The organism is Streptomyces sp. NPDC002889, from assembly GCF_042888425.1.
GTDB lineage: Bacteria > Actinomycetota > Actinomycetes > Streptomycetales > Streptomycetaceae > Streptomyces.
Genome location: NZ_JBIAPT010000010.1, coordinates 256,113 through 272,046, shown reverse-complemented (window position 1 = coordinate 272,046; position 15,934 = coordinate 256,113). Strand labels below are relative to the sequence as shown.

Genomic DNA, 15,934 nt, shown 5'->3' with positions numbered 1-15,934 from the left:
CGGGCACCCCGTCATCGCCTCCAGGGCGCTTCTTCGCCTTCGGGCCGGCCATCGCCCCAGGAGACATCGCGTCCGTCGCCGCCGCCGCAGCAGTGCTGACCATCGTCATGAACGTGGTCGCGGGGCTGCTCGTGGTTCGTCTCCACCGCTACGGGTGCAGCACGACCTTCGTGTAGCCCTCGATCCGCTTGTCGAACTTCTCGTACGCCGACGGCGCCTGGCCCAGGGGCAGTTCATGCGAGACGACGAAGCTCGGCTTCGCCCGGCCTTCGATGATCATGTCGCGCAGGTACCGGTTGTAGCGCTTCACATTGCACTGCCCCGTACCCATCCGCAGGCCCTTCTCGAAGAGCTTGCCGATCGAGACGAGGAGCATGCCGTGCTTGGCCTGCTCGTCAGGGCCTCCGGGGTCGGCCGGGACGTAGAGGCCGGGCACGCCGAGCGCTCCGGTGGCCCGGACCGTGCCGACGAGCGAGTTCAGGACGGTCGCCGGTTCCTCGCGGTCAGTCCCGTGCGCCATCGCCTGGTAGCCGACGGCGTCCACGCCCTTGTCGGTGCCGACACCCTCGGTCTGCTCCTTGATCTGCTCCACGGGGTCACCCTCGGCGAAGTTGATCGGAACCGCGCCGATCTCCCGGGCCTTCTCCAGCCGCTCGGGAACCCGGTCCACGACGAACACCTTCTTCGCGCCGCGCAGCAGGGCCGAGTAGGCGGCCATGAGCCCGACCGGCCCGCCGCCGTACACGGCGACGCTCTCACCCGGGCGGACCTGGGCGAGTTCACAGCCGTGGTAGCCGGTGGGGAAGATGTCGGCAAGCAGCATGAAATCGGTCTCGTGCTCGTTTCCCGGCGGCAGCTTCAGGCAGTTGAAGTCGGCGTAGGGAACGCGTAGGTATTCCGCCTGGCCGCCCGGCCAGGGCCCCATGGCGACATAGCCGTAAGCGCCGCCCGCGAAGCCGGGATTGACGGTCTGACAGAATCCGGTGAATCCCTCGACACAATTGGTGCAGAACCCGCAGGCAACATTGAAGGGCATGACCACGCGGTCGCCCTCCTTGAGCGAGGTGACACCTTGGCCGATTTCCTCGATGATTCCCATGTTCTCGTGGCCGAAGACTATGCCGGGCTCAGCCGCGGTACGACCCTCGTACATATGCAGATCGGATCCGCATATCGCGGTGGAGGTGATCCGTACGATCACATCGTTCGGATGCTGCATCTTGGGCTTTTCAACATCTTCGACCGCAACGGTGAACGGTCCCTTGTACACGACGGCCTTCATGGCTGCTACCTCCGCTCGGCGATGCCCAGTACGATTTCCGCCCCCCGCCCGCTATTCCGCGTGACCCATCTCTCATGATTCTCCGGACTACGCCAACAAACAACCCGGTAATCTCGGGAGGAATGTCCGACCTGATGTCGTACCGAGAAAGGGAGGACGAGGAGTGGCAGCACAACGACTCGGGACCCTGCTTGTCCCAGTGCCCGGCCTCTCGGGCACCACGTACCCACCCGGAACGACGGTGACTGTCCGCGGTCGCGGCGCGACTGTCGATGCCTTTGTCAACGGCGACTGGCTTCCGCTGTCGTGGTGGGAGTTCTCCGACGGCCTCCGCGAGGACATCGCCGACCGCTGAGCCCGGCGCGCAAAAGGTGATCTGCACAGACGCCCACGGCCTCTCCCTGACACGATCACGCCCATGACGCCCGAAGCGGTGGGGTCCGCGTGCTCCCCACGGGCTGGGCGCGCCTCACGGAATGGGGCCGTGAGAGCGCCGCGCCCGCCGAGCCCGACGCGGGCCGCTCGCTCACCTCGCCCGGCACACGCCGGCTCTCTTCAGCACTGGTGAACGCGACGTATGCCGTCGGCTGGGGTACCAGTGAACAATCCCAGCCATTCGAAATGGTCGCCGCCCGAGACACACGCAACAACCAGGGACGTCTCGATCCCCCAGAACGCCCCCGGACCGTCCGCCGCGCCGACACGACGTTGCCCCAGGCCGCCGGCATCATGGCCCTCAGGTAAAACGCCTCCCGGTCGTCGACAACGACGGCACGCTGAAAGGCATACCCCCTCCAGTCCTGTTTCCGCAGGTCAGAGGCCTTAGCTGTCCGGTGGGCCAGTATCGGGACCTGGAAGTTCACCAGCTGCTGCACATCAGATCGACGGCACGCTGCCGGGTCAACCGCAGGGAGATCCACATGCCCGCCGTGCCCTCAACCAGTCAGGATCGGCAGATCCAGCGCAGCGCATCTAGGTGAGGCTCGATGGGACGATCCCGTAACGGCGCATCTTGCGGTACATGGTGGCGCGGGAGATGCCGAGATCCTGTGCGGTGCGCTGGACGTTGGAGTTGCGGTCCATCAGCCCACGCAGAATGGCATCCCGTTCCAGCGCCTCGATGGTGGTCAGAACCTTGTGCGACGAAACCCGGCATTCCGGCGGGAGATCCTCTACTTGGATGATTCGGCCGGAAGGTCGCCGTGCGAGGCCGCGGATCACCGACTCGAGCTGCCTGACATTCTCCGGCCAGGGGCAACGCTGCAGCATCACGAGCGCATCCGTGGAGCAGCTGTTCTCTCCGCTCGGCCGGTATTTGCGCAGGAAGAACCGGACCAGGTGCTCGATGTCTCCATAGCGATGACGTAGCGGCGGCACCTCCACCGAGGCGCCACACAGACGGTCGAGCTCGTCGTCGGTCGTGACCATGGACGGCTGGCTGGTCATGACCAGTTCCCCGGTGGCCGTCCCGTCGAGGTGCGCCAGCAGGCTTCTCAGCTGCCGGCGCAGCTGGTCGCCCAGCAGGTGGACATCGCGCAGGACGACCACGATCGACGGTTGGGCCAGCAGCTCGCGGACGTTGCGCAGCCAGGGCTCGGTGGCGTGCGGTGACTCCGACAGCGGCGCTTCCACCATCTCGAGCCGGCGCCCGGCACCGTGGGCTCTGTGGATGGCTTCGACCAGCGTTCTCTTTCCAGCGCCGGCTTCGCCCACGAGATGAAGCCAGGACCCGGCGACGAACGCCGCTTCGGCTTCGGCGACCGCGCGCAGCCATTGCGGGGAGGAGCCGGCCAACCCCAGGCTCGATCGTGTGGGTCCATCGGAAATGACCGGTCCGGGCTGGGGACGTCCGATGACCCGGACTCGGAAGATGGCACCCGCGTCGCCGTCCTCGCGTCGGCTGACCCGGAGTTCGGCGACGCGGCCGGAGGGGAGGGCGATGCTCCGTGTCCCTTCGAACCGGGGATCGTCGGCGATCTCACGTGCGTGGTCGAGCAGAGCGTAGTGATCCGGCCCTGTCACGGCCGCTCTCAGCTGCTCGTTCATCATGACGACTTCACGATTGAGGGCAAGTACGGGTCCCGGGCGTACCGAGGAGCACGCGTCCATGTAGTCCTGGAACAGGGCCCGCTCCCGTCGCGAGCTGATAGCGGCAATCTCACTTTCGATCTGGCCGGCCACAGAGCGGGCCAAGGCCATGAGCATGCCGGCCGAACCCTGACTGACCGTTGTCAGGTTGAAGGCTCCCAGCAGTGTGCGCCGGATGGGATGCAGGATCGGCACGGCCGCGCAGTGGAAGTCCCGCAGCGCCTCGACGTAGTGCTCGCTGCCGGCGATCAGGACCGGGCGGCCGCTGGCCAACGCGGTCCCGATGCCGTTGGTGCCCACATAGCGCTCGGCGAACACGTGGCCCGGGGCCAGTTGCACTCGGTTCAGCCGCGTCGTCAGAGCCTCGTGGGAGACCATGCGGGACAGCACCACGCCGTTCCGGTCTGTGACCATCGTGGACACCGGGTCGTCGGCAAGCTGCTCGTGCAGCCTGTTCAGGATCGGTAGCGCCGCTCTGGCGAGCGGGCTGTCCAGATTGGGGTTCTCGAAGTAGGGCGCGTCGATACAGCCCGACTTCACTTCGTACTCGATCGAGCGTTGCCACGAGGCGACCACGAGCGAGCGGGCGCTCGGATCCTTGGTGGCTTCCTGGTAAAGCTCTCTGGCTGCTGTCAGCGAGCTGCCAGGTTGACGTCGGGGCATTTAACACTCCCGTATCGCGCGCTTCATCCCTCTGTGGAGTGATTGGAGCAGCTCGATGACGCCGCGCCTATGGCCTGTATCACATTGATACATCCGCGGACCGCTTCTGAGACATCGGCCTGCGCGCGGCGGGCTGTGTAATCGGCGCACCATCCACCCGCCGATTCGCAGGGAGCGCCATGAAAGCCGTGCAGGTCATCGAGTACGACGAGCCGCCAGTGCTCGTGGATGTGCCGGACCCGCAGATCACCGGTCCGCTGGATGTGATCGTGAAGGTCGGGGGCGCAGGGGTCTGCCGCACCGATCTGCACATCCTCGAAGGACAGTGGAGCAACAAGAGTGGGGTTGTCCTGCCCTACACCATCGGTCATGAGAACGCCGGCTGGGTGCAGGAGGTGGGGCAGGCCGTCACACACGTCAAGGTCGGCGACCCGGTCATCCTGCACCCGCTCATGACCTGCGGTCTGTGCCGTGCCTGCAGAGCAGGCGACGACGTGCACTGTATGAACTCGGCCTTCCCGGGGATCGACACGGACGGGGGGTATGCGGAGTATCTGAAGACCACCGCCCGCTCGGTCGTGGCACTCGACCCGTCCCTTGAGCCGGCCTCGGTGGCAGCCCTGGCCGACGCCGGGCTCACGGCGTACCACGCTGCCGCCAAGGCGGCCCGGGTTCTGCGACCGGGTGACCGGGCAGTAGTGATCGGCGCCGGAGGCCTCGGGCACATCGGTATTCAAGTGCTCCGGGCTCTTTCTCCGGTCGAGATCATCGTGATCGACCGCAGCCCGGATGCCCTCGTCCTGGCCAGGGAGCTGGGTGCCGAACACACGCTGGTCGCGGACGGGAGTGAGACCGAGCGCGTCCTGGAACTCACCGGAGGGCACGGGGCGGAGGCGGTTTTGGACTTCGTCGGCGAGGGGGGTGCCGTCGAGACGGGCGTCGCCTGCCTGCGCCGCAACGGCAACTACTACGTCATCGGCTACGGCGGCCACCTCGGCGTGCCGACGATCGACGTCATCTCCACCGAGATCAACTTCATCGGCAACCTCGTGGGGTCATACAACGACCTCTCCGAGCTGATGATCCTGGCGGCCCAGGGCCGGGTCAGCCTGCACACCCAGCGGTACCCCCTCGCGTCCTTCCGGGACGCCCTCGACGACTTGTCCACCGGTGCCGTACGCGGCCGAGCGATCTTGGTCCCGTGAGCCGAAGGAGCAGCTCCATGCGCAACTGTTCGTACAAGGCCGTGGTCGCCGCCGCTGCCGTCGTGGCTCTCACCGCGACGGGATGCACCGGTCAGGACCCGGTGGAGAGCAAGCCTGACAAGCCGGCGCTGTTCAAGCCGGGTTCGGAGATCAGCTACAGGAAGTACAGCAAGAACTACCCGACGGCGAAGGTCAAGGACGTCCCGGGACCCTGCAGCTACGAGTCGATCAGCCGTAAGGACTACTCCGGGCAGACACTGAAGATCATCAGCCACGCCATCCCCGTCATCGGCGAGCCGACCCAGCTGCATGCCGAGCAGTTCGAGGAGATCACCGGGGCAGAGGTGGAAGTGGTCAACGTTCCCTTCGGCGAGCTGCACCAGAAGATCCTCACGCCCTTGCAAGCGGGCCAGCCGGCGTACGACGTCATGTTCTACCCCTCCCTGTGGATCGGGGACATGGCACCCTATTTGGCGCCGGTGCCGCAGAAGTACCTGGACAGCCCCGGGATGAAGGACGTCACGAAGGCCTACATGGACGTGGCGACCTGGAACGGGAAGGTCGTGCAGTACCCCGTGGACGGGGACCGGCATTACCTCAAGGTCCGCACCGATGTGCTGAACGACCCGAAGCGGAAGGCGGAGTACAAAGCGGCCACGGGCAAGGAACTCAGAACCCCGAAGACATGGACCGAATACCAGGAGACAGCCGCGTTCTTCAGCGGCAAGGATCGCGACGGCGACGGCAAGCGCAACTACGGCAGCGCCGAGGTGACCAAGCGTGACGACCTGACGTTCTCCGCTTTCATCAGCCGTGCGACGCCGTATGTGAAGCACCCGGACGTCAAGGGCGGCGTCTTCTTCGACGTGGAGACCATGAAGCCGCTGATCAACACGCCCGGCTTCGTCCGCGCCCTCGACGACATGGTGAAGGCCAAGTCGACCTGGGCACCCGGTGGCGCCAACTTCGGTCTGGGAGACGAGATCTTCTCCTTCGGAGGCGGCCAGGCACTGATGTCCTATTCATGGGACGACGCGTTCATCCAGGCCCAGCAAGCGGACAGCAGGATCCGCAACAAGATCCAGGCGGCGCCGTTGCCAGGATCCTCGGAGGTCTACAACCGCACCACCAAGGCGTGGGACAAGAGGCCGAATCAGGCTCCGTACTTCACCTGGGGATGGACCTCGGCGGTGACCAAGGCCTCGCGCCACCAGAAAATGGCCTTCGACTATCTGTGCTTCTTCAGCAACGAGGCCAACACCGCCCTCGACCTGACCATCGGCCGTTTCGGGGTCAACCCTTACCGCAACGCCCACTTCGATGCGGCGTTCTGGGAGAAGCAGGGCTGGGACCCGGAGGTCGCGAAGTCGTATGTTCAGACCCTCTCGGGCATGGAGAAGAGCACCAACCGCGTCTTCGATCTGCGCGTGCCGGGTGTCAGTACGTATATGTCCGCGCTGGCCAACGGCGTAGCCGCGGCGCTGGCGGGACAGAAGGCTCCGCAGCAGGCGCTGGACGAAGTAGCCAAGGAATGGTCCAAGATCACCGAGCAGATCGGCAAGGACAAGGTCCGCAGCGCCTATCGAAACGTGGTCGCACTCGAGGACAACTCCTGACCCGATAGCAGGACGCCCCGGGTGGCCGCCCAAGCCGGCCGGCCACCCGGGGGCGCCCGCCCACTGCCGCAAGGAGAACCATGGACGGCCTGCGCCGGCACAAGAGCATGTTCCTTCTCCCAGGACTGCTCACTCTGGCACTCATCATCATTTTTCCGCTTCTGTTCACCATTCGTGTCAGCTTCTCCGGCTGGAACGTCAGCAGCCCTCAGATGGATTTCATCGGTGGGGCCAACTACGCCACGATGCTGCACGACAGTCGTTTCTGGGCCGCGATCATGCGCCTGATCCTGCTGGCGGGCGGCACCGTCCTGATCCAGTACCTCATCGGGTTCGGGATGGCCCTGCTCGTCTGGCGTGAGGTACGGGGCCGTCGTTTCTGGCGGGTGCTGTTCCTCGTCCCCATGATGACCACCCCCGTAGTGATGGCCGCCATCTGGCAGATGATCTTCCACGAGTCCCTGGGCCCTGTGAACGATCTGCTCGGGACGCTGGGCCTGACCAGGGTTCCCTGGCTCACCGAGTCCGGGCCGGCGCTGGTCGCGCTGATGACCGTCGAGGTCTGGCAGTGGACCCCGTTCATGTTCCTGCTGCTGCTGGCCGGCCTCCTGAGCCTTCCCAAGGAACCGTTCATGGCCGCCGCGATCGACGGCGCCGACGTCTGGCGCACCTTCCGGAAGGTGACCTTCCCGCTCATGGCGCCGGTGTCGGTCGCGGCCGTCATCATCCGGCTGATCGAGGCGTCCAAGCTCTCCGACAGCGTCTACGTGCTGACCTCCGGGGGACCCGGCTCCTCCACGGAGACTCCCGGCTACTACCTCTACATCCAGGGGCTCCGGGATCAGCAGACCGGCTACAGCGGGGCTATGTCCCTGACCTATCTGGTCCTGATGATCGTCACGCTCACCGTTGTCGCCGCCTTGCTCACCAGGGCCTTCAAGCTGAAGGGGGACTCATGAGGTCGCGCCTTTATCCCGTATTCAAATACACCGTGATCGCACTCTGGGCCTGCTTCGTCGCGGGACCGTTCTTCTGGGCCATGACGACCAGCTTCAAGGACGCCAACGGGGTCCAGGGTGGGGCCACCTACCTTCCATGGATCCAGTACGAACCCACCGGCTCCGGGTGGCGCAACATCTTCGGTGGAGCCGGTGGTGTCGATGTGGTGCAGCCTTTCATCAACAGCGCCATCGTCACCATCGCCGCCTCGGCCATCAGCCTCGTCCTCGGCTCCCTGGCCGCATACGCGTTGTCCCGGTACCGGTTCAAGCTCGGCTTCATCAAGAACAGCGACATCGTCTTCTTCTTCGTGTCCCAACGAATCATGCCGCCTGTCGTCCTGGTGATCCCCTTCTTCTACCTCCTGCAGTGGGCGGGCCTCCTGGACAGCATCGCGGGCCTGGTCATCGTGACGGTTGCCCTGCTGCTGCCGATAGCGGTCTGGGTGATGGTGGACTTCTTCAACGGCATCCCGCGTGAGATCGACGAGATGGCCATGCTCGACGGATGCGGCCCGTTCCAGACTTTCGTGCGTGCGATCCTGCCGAACTCCCTGCCCGGGCTGACCGTCGCTGCGATGTTCTGTGCGGTGTTCGGCTGGAACGACTTCTTCTTCGCCTTCAGGCTGACGTTCACAGAGGTGCAGACCCTGCCCCAGGCGGTCGTCGCCCTCAACTCGTCGATCCCGCCGTGGTGGACCCTGTCCGCCGCCGCCCTCTTCGGCGTAGCGCCGTTGATCCTTCTCGCGCTCTGGGTGGAGCGCTATCTGTCAAAAGGCAACCTGTCGGGAGCGGTCCGATGAACATGAGTGCCACTGATCTGTGCCTGTCCGTCGACGGCGTGAACCATCTCAAGGAGGTGACCGCGACCTTTCTGCCGGGACGGCTCCACACCGTCATCGGCCGGACGATGGCGGGAAAGACGACGCTGCTGCGGGTGCTGGCCGGTCTGCAGGGGCTGGACTCCGGCTCCCTGACCAGGGATGGAGTCGACTTTCTGAAGACCCCGGTCTGGCGGCGCGACACCGCCATGGTCTACCAGCAGTTCATCAACTACCCACATCTCAACGTATTCGACAACGTGGCCTTTCCACTCAGGCGGGCGGGGCTGTCACGGGACGAGATTCAGCGACGTGTCAGGAACAGCCTGGCGAGTGTGGGCCTGACCGACCTGCAGCGGCGCAAACCATCCCAGCTCTCCGGCGGACAGCAGCAGCGAGTCGCGGTGGCTCGCGCCCTTGCGCGCCGCACGGGCATTCTCCTGCTCGACGAGCCACTGGCGAACCTGGACTACAAGTTGCGCGAGCAGTTGCGCGACGAGTTCAAGTCTCTCTTCTCGGACCAAGGCGACACGATAGTGGTCTACACGACCACCGAACCCGCAGAGGCGATGATGCTGGGGGACGTGGTGCTGGTCATGCATGAGGGACGGATCCTCCAGATCGGCCCTCCGCAGGAGGTCTTCGAGCGCCCGGCGACGACCACGGTGGCCTCCATCATCAACGACCCTCCCATGAACATCTTCACGGGCCGGATCGAGGGCGGCCAGGTCACGGTGGCCGGCTTCCAGGCCACGCACGTATCCCCGCATCTCGCCGACCTGCCCGACGGTGCCTACCAGTTCGGCCTGCGGGCAACGGACGTCAGCCTGGCCTCCGCCGGTGTCGAGGGCGAGGTCACCTTCGTCGAGATCTCCGGGTCCGAGACCTTCGTCCACGCGGCCGTCGGCAAGACCCCGTTCGTCGTGCAGATCGAGGGCATCCATGACGTCGCTCTCGGGGATCTGGTGAAACTGCGGCTACGTCCTGAGCGGCTGTTCGCCTTCGACGAGAAGGGCACGCTCGTGCGGACACCTTCATACGATCTCGCTTCAGTAGAAGGGCGTTGAAATGGCGCAGTTGGACATCGTCGACGTCGGGCACAGCTACGCCCCGGGTGTCGACGAGGAGCGGTGGGCTCTCAAGCCACTGAGGCTGACATTCGAGGCCGGCAGGACCTACGCACTGGTCGGACCGTCGGGTTGCGGCAAGACCACGCTGCTGAACATCCTGTCCGGGCTGGTCAAACCATCACGGGGCCAGGTCCTGTTCGACGGCGTGGACGTCACGGCCCTGCCCACGAAGGCGCGCAACATAGCCCAGGTGTTCCAGTTTCCGGTCATCTACCAGTCCATGACGGTGTACGAGAACCTCGCCTTCCCTCTGCAGTGCCGTCGCTGGGACAAGGCGAGGATCGACGCCAAGGTCCACGAGGTCGCCGAGGCGCTGGACCTGGACGATCGGCTCAAGCAGCCCGCCCGGCGGCTCACCGCCGATGACAAACAGCTGATCTCGCTCGGCCGTGGTCTTGTCCGCGACGACGTGGCGGCTGTGCTGATGGACGAGCCGCTGACCGTCATCGATCCGCAGCTGAAGCATTCACTGCGGCGCAGAATCCGTGAAATCACCGAGCAATTCCAGCCCACGGTGATCTACGTTACCCACGACCAGTACGAAGCAATGAGCATTGCGCAGGAAGTACTGGTCATGAAGGACGGCCGGGCCATGCAGCAGGGCACCCCGGAGCAGCTTTTCGAGGCCCCCTCGTCAGCGTACGTCGGCTACTTCATCGGCTCCCCGGCGATGAACTTCCTGGCGGTGGACGGGCCACGCGGGAACCTCACCCTTGGCGGCCAGGCGCTTGCCGTGGCGTGGGACATCCCGGCCGGCACCACCGAAGTCCAGGTGGGAATCCGGCCCGAGTACGTCAAAATCGTCACGGAACCCGGGCCCAATACGTTTCCCGCCAGGCTTCGGGGCGTGCGGGACCACGGGCCGCAGCGCGTGTTCGAGATCGAGGTGGCCGGCCGGCTCCTCAAGGCGAAGGTGCCGCGGGAGGACGGTGTTCCGGGTGAGGAGGCGTTCCTGGTGCATCTTCCGCGCGCCAAGGCCCTCCCCTATGCGGACGGTCGCCTGGTTCTCCAGTCGTAGATTGTGTTGTTGCCGACGGCACGTCAGGTGCGGTCGAGCAGGAGAGGCGGCCGACCCTCGACGGCTCTGACGCCGGTGCGTACGCCGGTCACCGCGGCGGACGGCCGAATCCGGCTCGGCTTCGATGCTTGTCGGTGAGTCATCTGCCGGTCGAGGCCGGGACCGACGGAGACCGGAACCCGACCCCAGGTGCCACTCCGACCGCCGCTCCGGACGATGCGGCCCGGCTGCCGCGTGCGAGGCCCTGGGCAGGACCGTCCGCCCACGGGGCGTCGCCGGTTCATCCGGCGACGCCCCGTGGGATGCGGATCAACGGAACCTTCGGCGACATGTGCGGGAGCGCGGCTTTCCTCGGTCCTTGCAGGCGTGCAGCCGATCGGGCGGGCTGAGGTCTGTTCCCGGGTGTGTGGCTCCCTGTTTTGTCCAGGAGCACGGTTATCTGGACGGGTGGTCGGCGCTGGCCTTCCGGCCTTCTTGCCGATTGGGACGGGTGGGTACCGTGACGCACGGAGCTAAAAAGGGATCCTTCTACAAGGGCACGTCGCCGAAGGCGATCCTTCATCAATACGATGTCCTCGGCGATTTCTACCAGCTGACGCTGGGACCGGAACTCGTCTTCTCATACGGCATGTGGGAAGAGGGCGACACACTCGAATCGGCTCAGCTGCGTAAGCTCGACTACCATGCCGAGGCGGCCGGCGCCACGGGTGTGGATCGTGTGCTCGATGTTGGGTGCGGGTATGGCACTCTCCTGCACCGCTTGGTGGAAACCCATCACGTCAAGCGCGCAGTAGGGATCACGATGAGTCCCGGCCAGGCTGCGTGGGCACGTGACCAGCACTGGCCGGGTTGCGAGGTCCGGGCCGAGAACTGGTTCGATCACCAGCCGGACGGGCCGTACGACGCCATCATTGCGATTGAAGCGATCGAGCACTTCGCCGGGAACACCATGTGGCGGACGAGGCGTGTCGCCCGTTATCGGGAGTTCTTTCAGCGGTGCCATTCCTGGCTGCGGCCGGCAGGACGCTTGTCGTTGCAGGCCAATGCCTGGAACGACCGTGGGTGGCTTGCTTCCCTGGTGCTGCCTCCCCACCGATTGGCCTCTGATGGCGGGGGCCGCGAAGCGAGGGATCGCCTGGGCATCAAGGCCGTCTACGGAGGCGTCAGGAATGTACGCGAGGGTCTTCACGCGTCTCGGAAGGTGTTTCCCGAGTGCTTCCTGCCGACCCGGGCCGAACTGACCGAAGCAGGGCGGGGTTTGTTCCATGTCGTGGAGGCGCGCAACGACCCGAACGACGGTATCTCCACGGTGGAGAGCTGGATGGAGCGGGCTGAGGCCAACCGGGCCCGTGGCGCGGAACTCATCGGTGAGAGTGCGGTGTCCGACATCATCAGGGAGCAGAGGACCGCACTCAGGTTCATGCGTGAGGGCCGCTTCACGGTCGTGCGCATGGTTTTCGAGAAGGTGTGAGTTGCCCTCCCGACTGCCGGGGCCGGGATTCCTCATATGCGGCACTGCGGCTCGCTGGGTTTGAGGTCTGTGCCCACAGCGAGGCCGAGGAGCCGGGGGTTTGATCCTCCCGGCACAGGACGGCCAGGACCCCACCCGCGTCCGGGAGTCCGTACGTGATCAGGCCCGGGCGGCCGGACGCGACGCCGACGACATTGCTGTCCTGCTCGACTGGCCGGTCGACGGCAGCCCAGGTACGGCCGACCGGCTGTGGGCCCTGTTCGACGCGGGCGCCGCGGACGGCTTCACCCTTCTCGCCCCCGCCGGCCCGCAGACGCGGCGCACGAGGCCGTCCTGGCCCTCGCGGCCGAGGTGCGCAGACGCCTCGGTCGGCGGCCTGAACCAGTTCGGTGCCGGCCGCCAGGGGCAGGGGGTCGGACTGAGGCTGAGGCTGTGGAGGCGGATTGCTCGGAGGCGCGGGAAGGTACCTGCTCCAGGCAAGGTTCTTGTCGGCGCGGCCCCTTCGAACCCGGTACTGATGCGCCGTCTCCGCACGGCCCGCCTGCGGAGACCAGGCGCCCGGGTGGGCGGACTGTGTTCGGTCCCGAAGCTGCTGTCGGAACATCAGATTCCGCCGCTTGTCGCGCGCCAAAAGCTTCTTGAGCCCACGAAATGATCAGGGGTGAGGAGACTCACAAAAGGCAGTTTCCATTCGAAATTTCACTTCGGCATGAGTCAGGATCCTGGACGACGACAAGCCCTCGCCGCCCTGGCGAGGCGGTTCGGGCGGACGCCGAGTCCTGCCGCCGTCCGGACGTCTGGTCGACAACTGTGGATCGGCAGGAGTGGAGGACCCAGCAGTACGGGGCGTGCGCACCATGGCCGCCCCTTGGGGTGAAGCCGCGTCAGCGGCCGGGTAACTTCGCCAGCCCGAACCCGACAGGTCATCCTTCACAGGCGGATGACGAAGGGTTGCGCATGACCGCGCAGAATCATGTCCCGTCTCTGCTGTCTCGGGCCGGTACCGTCTCGGCCCTCACCCTCGCCGCTCTCGGCGGCACGATGCTGTCGCCCGGCGCCGTGTCCCAGGCCCAGGCGGCGCCCACGTACGGCGTCAAGGCACTGAATGTAGCGGCCTCGAAGAAGGGCGCCCCGTACAAGTACGGGTCTGCGGGCCCGTCCCGGTTCGACTGCTCCGGCCTGACGCTCTACTCCTACAAAAAAGCCGGCAAGACACTGCCTCGAACCGCGCAGCAGCAGTACAACAAGACCCGTCATATATCGGCGTCCAGCCGTCAGAAGGGCGACTTGGTCTTCTTCCACTCCGGCGGGCGCGTCTACCACGTGGGCCTCTACGCCGGCAACAACAAGATCTGGCACTCGCCGAAAACAGGTTCGGTCGTGAAGCTGGAACGGATCTGGTCGAAGTCGGTCCACTACAGCCGCGTGCGCTGACCGCCCCACGGCCGCACACACTGGGCGGCCCTCCGCGGACCACGGCGGGAGGTGCTTACAGGCGGCGGAGCGCCGCCCCGTCGTGCGCAGGCGACTTCAGGCAGGCTTTCCTGCCGTCTACAAGGCGTCGGGTGCCCATTCCGGGAGCAACCTCCCTCCACCGCAAACCGCTCCTGGGGCGCGTGGTGACGCCACCGCGCGCCCCATTGGTGTTCGGTACCGGATGCGAGGCACGCCCTGGCAGGCCGTACGGACACTCGTCATTGCCGACGTGGCTCTCCGCTGAGGCGGCTGCGCCGCTCCGTGGGGACGGGAGGTCGGCGAAGCTGGCTGCAGCCGTCGACGTGCTCGTCACCGAAGAAGCGACAGCCGCCGCGCCGACGGCCAGGGCTGGGCGACCAGCACCTCGTGGGCGCGGGGCCCGATGGGTTCCCTGCCAGGACCAGCCGACCAGCAAACGCGAGGAAGGATGCGGCGAACACGCCCAGCACCGCCCCAGGGGCCCGTCGCCCACGGCGCGGCTCGGCGTCGCGACACCCGCCAGGAGCAGCACACTTGTTACCACGAGTGACAGCACCTGCGTCGTTGGGGCCCTTCGCTGTGGTTGACGTTCAGTAAGGCAAGGGTGTCATCGCCCTTCAGGGGGCCTCTCCGAGGCGCTGGAGCACGCAGCCCCCGTGCTCCCCTGTTCTTCAGCGACGTGCGTGTATTCCCTGGGACACCAAGACTCGACGCAGTGCTCGCAACGCGTGGCTGGTGCGGGACTTCACCGTGCCGATCGGGAGTTTCAATTCGACCGCAGTGTCCTCGACACTGCGATCGAGGTAGTACCGGTGAACCAGTATCTCGCGGTGGTGCGGGGACAGGTCCGCCATCGCCTTCCTCAGCACATGCGCCGTGAGCGTGCACTCGCCGACGTCGGGCACCACGTCCAACTCCAGGTCGCACGGGCACATCTCCACCGGACGCGCGCGACGGGCCCGGAGACCGTCGATGGCCAGCCGCCGCACGACAGTGAAGAGCCAGGGTCGCGCCAGTCCTTGGGTGGAGATGAGCCGGTCCGCGTGCCGCCAGGCCCGTAGCAGCGCCTCCTGGACGAGATCCTCGGCGCTGTGGACGTCACCCAGGGTGAGTGTCTTGGCGAAGCGCAGCAGGGCGGCTTCCTCCGCCGCACTGATGACTCGCATGAAGGCCTGTCCTCTGTCCGGGACTGCCTGCCCGGCTCGTGCAACATGCTCTGCGACGCCGCCGGACGACGAATCGCCCGCAGGCAGGTTCTCGCCTTCCTTCAGATCGATCGAGGACGACGTGGTGTACATGATGGATCGACCGAGCCTTTCAGGGGACACCGACGCTCGAACGGGCTCGGGACGGTGCGCAGGTGGCAGCCGGAGACGCCCCCGGCGAGGATGTCGAGGAGGGTGCGCGCACCATCGGCCGGGGTGTTGCCGGCGGCGGTGCGTGACAGAGGAGTTCGCCGACGGGTGATCCGCAAGCGGCGACCGTCTGCTTCGTGTCGCGAGGGTCGGTCTCGCAGAACCAACTCGGCGCGCACATCGGCGGCGTACACCGAGACGGGTCGTGATCATTTCAGGGCCTGCGGGTTGTTGAGGTGTACCGGGCAGGGTCCACAGCCCGTTGGCGATGAACGATTCGATGGGTTGCGGCTGGAAGAGTGCCGCGAGGGCGGCGCGGGCCTCGAGGCGGGCGAGCGGGGCGCCCGAGGTAGAGGTGGACGCCATGGCCGAAGGCCACGTGGCTCTGGGCGGTGCGGATGATGCTGAAGTCGGCGGCGTCGGCGATGTGATGGTCGGGGTCTCGGCCGGCGGCGTAGGCGATGAGGATGGCTTCGCCCTTGCTGATGGTTTTCCCGTCGGAAAGGGTGATGTCCTCGACGGGGTAGCGCAGGGGCAGGTTGGCGACACTCGGAGCACGGCCGCGGATCGGTGCACGGGTATGACAGCCGTGAAACGTCTCTCGCGAGGGTGTCTGCGTCGGGGCGCCCGAGACGTCTCGCATGCTCCTGTGTGATCGACGCACCATTGCTTTCTGATGCTCAGTCAGTTAGGCCGTGCCGTCCCGGCTCCGGCAAACACGGCGACCTCGCGTTGCCTTCCCACGGGCCTGACTGCGGGTGCGGCACTCCACGATGGGCGAACCGCGACCGGGGTGCGGACGACTGCCGACGTATCCCGGTCGTGGTCGGCG

12 protein-coding genes, 1 pseudogene and 1 riboswitch are annotated in these 15,934 nt (G+C 66.1%); of the genes and pseudogenes, 10 read left to right on the top strand and 3 right to left on the bottom strand.

Features of this window, described 5'->3' with window-relative positions; all coding sequences use genetic code 11:
• Positions 1-2: 2 nt before the first annotated feature.
• Positions 3-155 (top strand): annotated as a pseudogene (locus tag ACFYWI_RS17700) (cation/H(+) antiporter); the annotation flags it as partial.
• Here ACFYWI_RS17700 and ACFYWI_RS17695 read toward each other — a convergent pair.
• Complete coding sequence (locus ACFYWI_RS17695) at positions 149-1,282, bottom strand: glutathione-independent formaldehyde dehydrogenase (RefSeq protein WP_389232501.1); 1,134 nt, start codon at positions 1,280-1,282, stop codon at positions 149-151. The pseudogene ACFYWI_RS17700 and the gene ACFYWI_RS17695 sit on opposite strands and share 7 nt — an antisense overlap.
• Before the next feature lie 163 nt (positions 1,283-1,445).
• On the opposite strand from ACFYWI_RS17695, the gene ACFYWI_RS17690 reads away from it, so the two are divergent.
• Complete coding sequence (locus ACFYWI_RS17690) at positions 1,446-1,637, top strand: hypothetical protein (protein WP_030931808.1); 192 nt, start codon at positions 1,446-1,448, stop codon at positions 1,635-1,637.
• A 617-nt stretch (positions 1,638-2,254) separates the two neighbouring features.
• Here ACFYWI_RS17690 and ACFYWI_RS17685 read toward each other — a convergent pair.
• Positions 2,255-3,946 carry a sigma-54-dependent Fis family transcriptional regulator gene (locus ACFYWI_RS17685; protein WP_389232498.1) on the bottom strand — a complete coding sequence of 564 codons (1,692 nt, stop codon included), beginning with the start codon at positions 3,944-3,946 and terminating at the stop codon, positions 2,255-2,257.
• A gap of 266 nt (positions 3,947-4,212) precedes the next feature.
• Here ACFYWI_RS17685 and ACFYWI_RS17680 point away from each other — a divergent pair, with 266 nt between their 5' ends.
• The 8 genes from ACFYWI_RS17680 to ACFYWI_RS17645 all read left to right on the top strand — a co-directional run bounded on the left by ACFYWI_RS17680 (position 4,213) and on the right by ACFYWI_RS17645 (position 13,726).
• A complete protein-coding gene (locus ACFYWI_RS17680; protein ID WP_389232495.1) occupies positions 4,213-5,238 on the top strand; it encodes an NAD(P)-dependent alcohol dehydrogenase in 1,026 nt (341 codons plus the stop codon).
• A gap of 17 nt (positions 5,239-5,255) precedes the next feature.
• Positions 5,256-6,854: an extracellular solute-binding protein gene (locus tag ACFYWI_RS17675; protein ID WP_389232492.1), complete on the top strand. Its 1,599-nt coding sequence runs from the start codon at positions 5,256-5,258 to the stop codon at positions 6,852-6,854.
• Positions 6,855-6,934: 80 nt separating this feature from the next.
• Entirely contained in the window at positions 6,935-7,813 is an 879-nt protein-coding gene (locus ACFYWI_RS17670) for a carbohydrate ABC transporter permease (protein WP_389232489.1), read from the top strand.
• Positions 7,814-7,845: 32 nt separating this feature from the next.
• Positions 7,846-8,655 carry a carbohydrate ABC transporter permease gene (locus tag ACFYWI_RS17665; RefSeq protein ID WP_389232485.1) on the top strand — a complete coding sequence of 270 codons (810 nt, stop codon included), beginning with the start codon at positions 7,846-7,848 and terminating at the stop codon, positions 8,653-8,655.
• Between the two features lie 2 nt (positions 8,656-8,657).
• Positions 8,658-9,740, top strand: a complete 1,083-nt coding sequence (locus ACFYWI_RS17660; protein WP_389232482.1) for an ABC transporter ATP-binding protein — start codon at positions 8,658-8,660, stop codon at positions 9,738-9,740.
• Between the two features lies 1 nt (position 9,741).
• On the top strand, positions 9,742-10,821 hold the full coding sequence (locus ACFYWI_RS17655) for an ABC transporter ATP-binding protein (protein WP_389232478.1): 1,080 nt from the start codon (positions 9,742-9,744) through the stop codon (positions 10,819-10,821).
• Positions 10,822-11,320: 499 nt separating this feature from the next.
• Entirely contained in the window at positions 11,321-12,292 is a 972-nt protein-coding gene (locus ACFYWI_RS17650; RefSeq protein ID WP_389232475.1) for an SAM-dependent methyltransferase, read from the top strand.
• A gap of 792 nt (positions 12,293-13,084) precedes the next feature.
• Positions 13,085-13,246: riboswitch (cyclic di-AMP (ydaO/yuaA leader) on the top strand.
• Positions 13,247-13,249: 3 nt separating this feature from the next.
• Positions 13,250-13,726, top strand: a complete 477-nt coding sequence (locus tag ACFYWI_RS17645) for a C40 family peptidase (protein WP_389232471.1) — start codon at positions 13,250-13,252, stop codon at positions 13,724-13,726.
• Between the two features lie 692 nt (positions 13,727-14,418).
• Here ACFYWI_RS17645 and ACFYWI_RS17640 read toward each other — a convergent pair.
• Positions 14,419-14,913, bottom strand: a complete 495-nt coding sequence (locus tag ACFYWI_RS17640) for a sigma-70 family RNA polymerase sigma factor (protein WP_389232469.1) — start codon at positions 14,911-14,913, stop codon at positions 14,419-14,421.
• Positions 14,914-15,934 lie beyond the last annotated feature (1,021 nt).